This is a genomic window from Neobacillus cucumis, from assembly GCF_016908975.1.
Classification (GTDB): Bacteria; Bacillota; Bacilli; order Bacillales; family Cytobacillaceae; genus Neobacillus; species Neobacillus cucumis.
The window spans coordinates 103,872-111,881 of record NZ_JAFBEX010000019.1 but is presented as its reverse complement, the minus strand read 5'-3'; the positions used below and the strand labels follow the sequence as shown (position 1 = coordinate 111,881).

7 protein-coding genes are annotated in these 8,010 nt (G+C 37.0%); 5 read left to right on the top strand and 2 right to left on the bottom strand.

Going from position 1 to position 8,010, the window contains the following annotated elements; genetic code table 11:
• Positions 1-271 precede the first annotated feature (271 nt).
• Positions 272-2,113, bottom strand: coding sequence for a DNA ligase D (locus tag JOC76_RS22180; protein ID WP_205180945.1), 1,842 nt, complete (start codon positions 2,111-2,113; stop codon positions 272-274).
• 126 nt (positions 2,114-2,239) lie between these two features.
• On the opposite strand from JOC76_RS22180, the gene ku reads away from it, so the two are divergent.
• The gene (ku, locus tag JOC76_RS22175) at positions 2,240-3,130 is read left to right on the top strand and encodes a non-homologous end joining protein Ku (RefSeq protein WP_205180944.1); all 891 of its coding nucleotides are present in this window, start codon (positions 2,240-2,242) and stop codon (positions 3,128-3,130) included.
• Positions 3,131-3,491: 361 nt separating this feature from the next.
• Positions 3,492-3,695, top strand: coding sequence for a cold-shock protein (locus JOC76_RS22170; protein ID WP_205180943.1), 204 nt, complete (start codon positions 3,492-3,494; stop codon positions 3,693-3,695).
• Positions 3,696-3,730: 35 nt separating this feature from the next.
• Here JOC76_RS22170 and JOC76_RS22165 read toward each other — a convergent pair whose 3' ends face one another.
• Positions 3,731-4,045 carry a DUF6509 family protein gene (locus tag JOC76_RS22165; RefSeq protein WP_205180942.1) on the bottom strand — a complete coding sequence of 105 codons (315 nt, stop codon included), beginning with the start codon at positions 4,043-4,045 and terminating at the stop codon, positions 3,731-3,733.
• 210 nt (positions 4,046-4,255) lie between these two features.
• Between JOC76_RS22165 and JOC76_RS22160 the strand changes: the two genes are divergently transcribed.
• The 3 genes from JOC76_RS22160 to JOC76_RS22150 are packed head-to-tail and all read left to right on the top strand — an operon-like array spanning position 4,256 to position 7,920.
• Positions 4,256-4,927 carry a TorD/DmsD family molecular chaperone gene (locus JOC76_RS22160; RefSeq protein WP_205180941.1) on the top strand — a complete coding sequence of 224 codons (672 nt, stop codon included), beginning with the start codon at positions 4,256-4,258 and terminating at the stop codon, positions 4,925-4,927.
• Entirely contained in the window at positions 4,920-7,319 is a 2,400-nt protein-coding gene (locus tag JOC76_RS22155) for a DMSO/selenate family reductase complex A subunit (protein ID WP_205180940.1), read from the top strand. The genes JOC76_RS22160 and JOC76_RS22155 overlap by 8 nt, the downstream gene beginning before the upstream one ends.
• A gap of 13 nt (positions 7,320-7,332) precedes the next feature.
• Positions 7,333-7,920, top strand: coding sequence for a DMSO/selenate family reductase complex B subunit (locus JOC76_RS22150; RefSeq protein WP_205180939.1), 588 nt, complete (start codon positions 7,333-7,335; stop codon positions 7,918-7,920).
• The last annotated feature ends 90 nt before the right edge of the window (positions 7,921-8,010 follow it).

Sequence of the window (8,010 nt, the reverse complement as noted above, 5' to 3'; positions counted from 1 at the left end):
AATTTAATAATTTTATTATAAAACAAAAAAGCAGTTGAAAGGTCGATAAAATCTACCTTTCAACTGCTTAAAATGTGGACTTTTTCAGTGGCCTCCGCCTAAGCGCCGAGGAGGCTCCAGGACCTCCCCGCGGAAAGCGAGTGCCCGGAGCGGAAATCAACAGGCCCAATTGAAAGGGCAAACAATAAATTAGGGATTTGATACTGACAAAATAAAAAAGTTGCCAAGAAAAATACCATTTCTCGACAATCCGAGGATAAGGCGATATGCCTTATCCTTTTTTACCCGATTTTTTTAAGAACTCAAGAACCGGAGTGAATGGTTGAATTTGCTTTGTTTGAAAATAATCCATAAATGGATCACCCTGACTGCGAATCCGGGTAAGAGCATTCTTCATATTAAAAGAGACTAGTTGAAGTTTTTCGCTTACTTCTTCCCAATAAAGCGGTGTTGCCACACCACCATGTTCATTTCCTCTCATCGAGTATGGAGCCACAATGGTTTTCCTTTCAGAATGCTGTACATAATCAACATATAACCTGTTTCCGCGATTCTTTTTCATTCGTTCAATTGTAAATGAATCTGGATCCTTCGAAATTAAATATTCTGCTATAAAGCTGGTGAATAATCGTGTGTCATCATATGAGTATACATTTTCCGGTAAAGGGAGGTAAATTTGCAGCCCTTTGTTACCTGAAGTTTTAATAAAACCAATTAGATTTAATTGATCCAGTACTTCTTTTATCAAAATGGCTGCTTTGATGGCTAATGAAAAGGCATCCTTTGAAGGTGGATCTAAGTCAAAGACTATCTCACTCGGTCCATTGCTGTTAACGGTTTGAAAGGGTATATGGAATTCAATCGCCAGTTGATTCCCAAGCCAAACAAGTGTTTTTAGGTTATTGCACAATATATAATTAATTCCATCAGCTTCTTTTGTTTGTACAAATTCCGGGGCATAATCAGGACAATTTTTTTGATAAAACGCTTCGCCAAACATTCCGTGAGGATAGCGAATCACTGTTAAGAGGCGATCTTTTAAAAATGGGAGCATATAGGGAGAGACTTCCCGTAAGTAAAGAATATAATCAGATTTCGAAATGGCGAGTTTATCCCACAATGGTTTTTCTGGATGCGTAATTTCCAAATCTTGAGGCAGGTTTTTCTGCGCAAACATAAAGCGATCATATGTACAATCAGCAGGTTCTAAATCAAACCGAAACCGGTCAAAATGAGGTTCGCGCAGTTGGTTGTCATAGAGTTCTAAGTATTTTACCTCAAGACAAATAGCTGGTTCAACATGAACAAATTCATCATCCTCTTTAATCCTGTTTTGTTTAATTGTTTGCTTTAAGGCATCCTTTTCTTCCGGTTTAAAGCCAAATAATACTTGTCCAATTGGGGAAATTTGTTTATCTTGATAAACACCTAAATAAAAATAACCGTTTGTTTTTTCAAAGGAGGTAATAAAGCAGTTGACAAACTTCCAATTTTTGTATTTTAACCATTGCGGTGTACGTTTACCTTCCTCCCACAAACTATTTTTATTTTTGGCAATAATACCCTCTCCGTCATATAGGACAACTTTTTCCCATAACTCATCAAAATCATCATATGCTTTTACATATTGAAGCAGTTGATTATTATACGGATTAGCTTCCGTTTGGAAGCCAACTCCCAAAAATAATTTTTTTAATACCTGTTTTCTCTTATAAAAGGGATTAATAAAGAATCCTTTCCCTTTTAACATCAATAAGTCAAAAACCATTAGACGGCAAGGGAACCGAGTGGCTTGCTCAGATATTTTTTTTTCTGACTTAAGCCTGCCACGAACCTGAATGGCAGAAAAATTGGCTTTATGTGTGTTTTCCAAATAAACCAGCTCACCATCTAATTGAAGAGGTAAATAGGGTTGGAATTGAACTTCATAACGCAAAAGGAATTCTTTTATTTCCGGAAATTGCGGCAATAAATTATTACCATTTCTGCTCATTAGTTTTATTCCAGTGTTATCCCAGGAGAGCATTGCACGGAATCCATCATATTTAACCTCGTACTGCCAATCAGGCCGTACGGGAAGATCAAAAGTTAAGCTTGGCAGCATGGGTCTCATCGTTCATAATCCTTTCTTTTTTCTTATGGTGCTTCAAAAAATACTACTTCATCCTTTTCCAAATCTTTTTAGGAGTGAGGATAGGAAATCACCACAAAATAAAAATAAAAAGAATGGAGAATGCCCATGCATACCATGTGGAAAGGCAGCATTAGTTTTGGGCTCGTAAACATCCCCATCAAGCTCCATACAGCAACTGAAGATAAGGATATCAAGCTCCGAACCCTGCATAATAAATGCCATGCACCCATTAAATACGAGAAAATCTGTACAGTTTGTGAAGAAGAAGTAAAACCAGAAGATATTGTCAAGGCATATGAGTATACAAAAGGAAAATTCGTGGTCCTTGATAATGAAGAATTAGAAAAGCTTCGTAAAGAAAATGAAGAAAAAGCAGTCGAGATTATTGATTTTGTAAAAATTAACGAGATAGACCCCATTTACTTTGACCGGACTTATTACATGTCTCCCAATGAAGGGGGGAGTAAGGCCTATTCTTTATTAAGGAAGGCCCTGCAAGAGTCCGAAAAAGTTGGATTAGCGAAAATTATTATTCGTTCTAAGGAACAACTCGGTGTAATCCGAGTTTATAAAAATACCTTGGTCATGGAAACAATCCATTATCCAGACGAAGTTCGTAAAGCTGAAGATGTTCCAAATGTTCCAGCGGAGGACAAAGTAACCGATAGAGAATTAGAAACGGCCATTTTACTGATTGATCAATTAACTACTACATTTGAGCCCGAGAAATATACGGATGAATATCGAAATGCACTTTTAGAATTAATCGAGTCTAAACGAACTGGTCAAGAAACAGTAACGGCTGCCACTAAAGAAGTGGCATCGAATGTGACAGATCTAATGGCAGCTCTTCAGGCGTCGATTGATCGTACAAAACCTGCCAAACCAGCTGCAACATCAGCTCTAAAAACATCAACTGCTGACCTTCCGAAACCTAAAAAAGCAACTTCAGCACCAAGAAAAAAGGCACCATCCAAAGTGAAAAAAGAAGCCTAGGCATAAGAGAAAATAGAAAATAAAAGGAATCAAGATCAAGTTCTAACACTTGGTCTTGATTTGTTATAAACACTGTTTCGAAATTGACTCAAAATGGAAAATGTGATAATATTTATATGTATTATATTTTGTAATAATCCGTTTAAGTAGCCGTAACTACACGAAAATGGGAAAATGTTTTTACCTATCGTGTGGGTTTACGTCTTTTTTATTTAAAAATGATCATGACAAAAATAAAGAGGTGATGCAAAACTTCAGTAAGCATCACCTTTTTATATATAGTTTTACTAGTATAATAGGGACTTCACGTGAGTAAGGGTAAAAAAGTTATAACTATTATTAAGGAGTAGGAGTGATCATTTTGGCTTTTGGAAGAAAAAATGAAGAAGAAATAAAATTAGAAGAAACTAAGATTTGGGTCTGTACTTCTGAAACTTGTAAGTGTTGGATTCGGGACAATTTTAAAAGCAGTGAAATTCCCCATTGCCCTATTTGCAAGAGTGAAATGAGGCAAACAACCAAAGAGTTGCAAGTCATTCATAATCATAGTAAAAATTTAATGTAACCAAAAAAGCAGGGAGAAAATTGCTCCCTGCTTTCTTATTCAATGCCTTCTTCTACTTCTTCAACCGCATACTTCTTACAGTATGTAAGGACTAACTCTTCTTCATCATCTTCTAATTCAAAGTCTAGTACCTTTTCTGTCCCATGTTCGAAAAAGTGATAGCTAGTAATTTTTTCTTGGTTTCCATCACGTACATATATACACTTTAAGCCGATTCCTTTTTCTGAAAATAATTCATCTTCCTCATCGACCTCAAGCTCTAAAAAAAACTCATAACGCTCTCCGGAAAGTAGACCAAAAGGGTCTTCTAATTTTTCAACTTCATGGCCTGTAATATTCAAGCAGATCATCCTTTGCAGTTTTTTAACTCTCTTTATTATACACATTTTGCGTTATAACCCCAAAGAAGTGATTTAGGTTGCTATATTTTTAAGGATTTTGAAATAAATGTGAATAATTACACAAAGTTAAGTCAATCTTACTCGATTCATGTAAGATTAATTTATAAAGCTTACAAATCAAGGAAGTTGGTATAAATATTTCATAAAGGAGGAGCGGTAATGGCGACAACAGATAATGGAATTTATCCCCAATTACAACCATATTTATTATCTAGAAAAAACTTTTATCAAATTCTTTATAGTTTATTTTTGGAACCAAACGATGAAGAATCTTTGTTTCATTTAGGGCGTCTAGCAAATTTTGGTGATTTAAAAGAGTTTCATGAAGGCGGGAGAATTCTAGCATCCTTTTTTGAACAATTAAACTCGAAAGAGAAAGTTTACATGGAAAAAGAGGAATACCTTCGACTTTTTATAGGTCCAGGAACAATAGTAGCCCCTCCATGGGAGTCTTATTTTAGAAGCAAGGAGCGTCTTCTTTTTGAAGAATGGACCCTCCAAATAAGAGCGCTCTATCACCAATTTGGGCTTCAATTTATACGGGAAAGTAATGAACCTGACGATCATTTATTACTTGAATTAGAATTTATGATTTATCTATTAGATTTAACCTTGTCGGCTTCAGATACAGTAAAGATTCAGGAACTGATTTCGATTCAAATAGATTTTCTTACAGAGCATTTAACCATTTGGATACCTGATTTTTGTAAAAGAGTGATTGAGTATACGAATAGCCGTCTATATCTTGGAGCTGCCATGCTCCTTGAAGACTTTTTAAACTTTGATTTGACATCTTTATTGGAAGTAAAGGAGGCATTAGTAAATGTCTGAAAATAACCATTTAAAGAACTTGTTATTTAATAAAATGCAAAGACGAACCTTTTTAAAATGGTCCGGAGCAATTGGAATACCAGTGATTGCAGGTGGAATTGGCACAAAAATGCTTGTAAGTCGCAAGGAAGAAACCAAGCCTGTTAGTGCGAAAGAAGAAAGTCCTGAAACGATTATCTCAACCTGCAGCATTAATAATTGTGGAGGTCGTTGCGTAATTAAAGCGCATGTAAAAGATGGGGTCGTTCTCAGAGTAACTACTGATACCCAGGAGGGGGGAGACCTATCAACTCCACCATTTAGGGCATGTGTGAGAGGCAGAAACTATCGCAATATGCTTTACCATCCAGATCGTTTAAAATTTCCTATGAAACGTGTCGGTAAACGGGGAGAAGGAAAATTTGAAAAAATTTCTTGGGATGAAGCAATTGAGACAATTGCATCTCAAGTAAAAAGAATTGGTGATACATATGGTCCTGAATCAAGATATGTAAATTATGCATCGGGACAAAGCTGGGGGTTGCATGGTGGAAAGAACGCAGCAAAAAAACTTCTTGCTTTAACGGGTGGATTTTTAAATTCGCGAAATGACTACAGCTCAGGGGCAGGTAATGTTGCTACACCATATACATACGGAACAAATAATTCAGGGAGTAGTTTTGATTCTCTTTTACATTCAAAATATATCATTTTATGGGGGCAAAACCCTTCTGAAATGATTTTTTCTACACCGTATCGAGAATATTTAATGCAGGCAAAGAAAAATGGTGCAAAGATTGTCGTTATAGATCCAAGATATACTGATACGGCGATTGCCTTTGCTGATGAATGGATTCCGATTCTTCCAACAACTGATACAGCAATGATGGATGCCATGGGCTATGTGATCATTACAGAAGGCCTCCACGATCAAGCATTCCTTGATAAATATTGTCTTGGGTTTGACAAGAATCATATGCCTGCTGGCGTGCCGAAAAATGAATCAGTAAAAGGTTATTTGCTAGGGGAGAAAGACGGTATCCCTAAGACCCCAGAATGGGCGGAAAAGATTTGTGGGGTACCTGCAAGTAAAATTCGCGAAATAGCTCGTGAATATGCTAAAACAAAACCCGCTGCATTAATTCAAGGCTGGGCAGCACAGCGTCAAGCCTATGGGGAGCAATATATGCGCGGTGGGGCACAGTTAGCATGTTTAACAGGTAATGTTGGTAAGCTAGGGGGCTGGGCAGGTGGTACTGGATATTGGAGCCGCAGTGATATTATTTATCCATTTTCTTATGAAAACCCTGTTAAGGCATCCATTCCATGTTTCCTATGGACAAAAGCAGTAGAAAAAGGTACAGAAATGACCGAAGCAGATGGACTTCAAGGAACCCATCAGTTAAAGACCAATATTAAAATGATTTTTAATATGGCAGGTAACATGCTTATCAATCAGCACGCGGATATTAATAAAACAAGTAAACTACTTGAAGACGAGAGTAAAGTGGAATTTATTGTTGTTAGTGATCTTTTTATGACTCCAAGTGCAAAATATGCTGATATTTTATTGCCTGGTACTACCTTTTTTGAGCGTTATGATATAGGGGTGCCGTGGTGTTTTGGCGATTATGTAGTTTTTGGCGATAAAACCATTGAACCACTTTATCAGTGTCGAAATGAATATGAGGTTTTCGCTAAAATTGCTGATAAGTTAGGAATGAAAAAGCAATTCACTGAAGGGAAATCTATTTTAGATCTTGTAAAAGAAAGTGTTGTTAGAACGAAAAAGGAACTGAATCCTAACTTCCCTACATTCGAAGAGTTTCGTCAAAAAGGGGTTTATCATTTTAAATACGATGAACCGCTGGTTGGTTTTAAAAAGCAAATAGATGACATAGAAAAGAATCCATTTGAAACGCCTTCCGGTAAAATTGAATTGTTCTCTAAAGCTTTATGGGATATGAACCAGCATGATGAAATACCAGCCATCGCTAAGTATATTTCATCTTGGGAGGGACCGGAAGATCCGCTTATAAGAAAATATCCGCTTCAGCTCATCAGCTGGCATTATAAACGAAGATGCCACTCCACCTATGACAACCAAGAATGGCTGGAGGAGGCAGCTAAGCAAGAAATGTGGATCAATCCTAGGGATGCCGAAAAACGAGGAATTAAAAATGGGGACCGAGTACAGGTCTTTAATGATCGGGGATTAATAGAAATAGATGTAAAGGTTACACCAAGAATTATTCCTGGAGTTGCTGGAATTCCTCAAGGTGCTTGGTATACTCCTGACAAAAATGGTCTCGACAAAAGAGGATCAGTGAATGTGCTCACATCACAGAAACCTACTGCATTAGCAAAAGCTAATCCTCAGTTGTCAAACCTTGTTGAAGTCAAAAAAGTTTAGGGAGTGAGGAATCGTGGAACAGTTGGGTTTTTATATAAATCAAAGTTTATGTACGAGTTGTAAGGCATGCACTGTGGCATGTAAGGATAAAAACAACCTGGATGTTGGCATAAATTTCCGTAGAGTTTACCCATACGAAGAAGGAACCTTTGTGCAACAGTCAACAAAGGGATTTGTTCCTAATATAAAAGCATTTTATTTTTCTATTTCATGTAATCATTGTGAGGACGCAGCTTGTATTCAAAGCTGTCCTACGGGAGCAATAACTAAGATTAAAAAAAAAGGTGTGGTGACAATTGACCAGGATGTATGCCAAGGTACGCAGTTATGTATCAAAGCTTGTCCGTATGGTTCACCACAATACAATAAAAAGATGTTTAAATCAAATAAATGCGACTTTTGTATGGATTTACAGGAAAAAGGTGAAGAACCTGCTTGTGTGGGAGCATGTCCAATGCGGGCGATTGAATTTGGTCCAATAGAAGAACTTCGAATAAAATATGGGGATATTGCCCAAATAAAAGGGATGCCAAGTGACTCGGTCACACACCCAAACCTAGTTATTACACCGCATAGACATGCAAGGCTGGCACACAGCTAACAATAACTTTTGGAAGGTGTTATATGTCTCTATTAGTAAATTGGCTAGAAAGCATGCATGTAGATGCTAGGATAACTGATGCTTGTTCTA

Bases quoted from the DNA above. Each gene is read 5' to 3' on its own strand.
- ku (WP_205180944.1), top strand. From the start codon at position 2,240: ATGCATACCATGTGGAAAGGCAGCATTAGTTTTGGGCTCGTAAACATC.
- JOC76_RS22160 (WP_205180941.1), top strand. From the start codon at position 4,256: ATGGCGACAACAGATAATGGAATTTATCCCCAATTACAACCATATTTA.
- JOC76_RS22155 (WP_205180940.1), top strand. From the start codon at position 4,920: ATGTCTGAAAATAACCATTTAAAGAACTTGTTATTTAATAAAATGCAA.
- JOC76_RS22180 (WP_205180945.1), bottom strand. From the start codon at position 2,113: ATGAGACCCATGCTGCCAAGCTTAACTTTTGATCTTCCCGTACGGCCT.
- JOC76_RS22165 (WP_205180942.1), bottom strand. From the start codon at position 4,045: ATGATCTGCTTGAATATTACAGGCCATGAAGTTGAAAAATTAGAAGAC.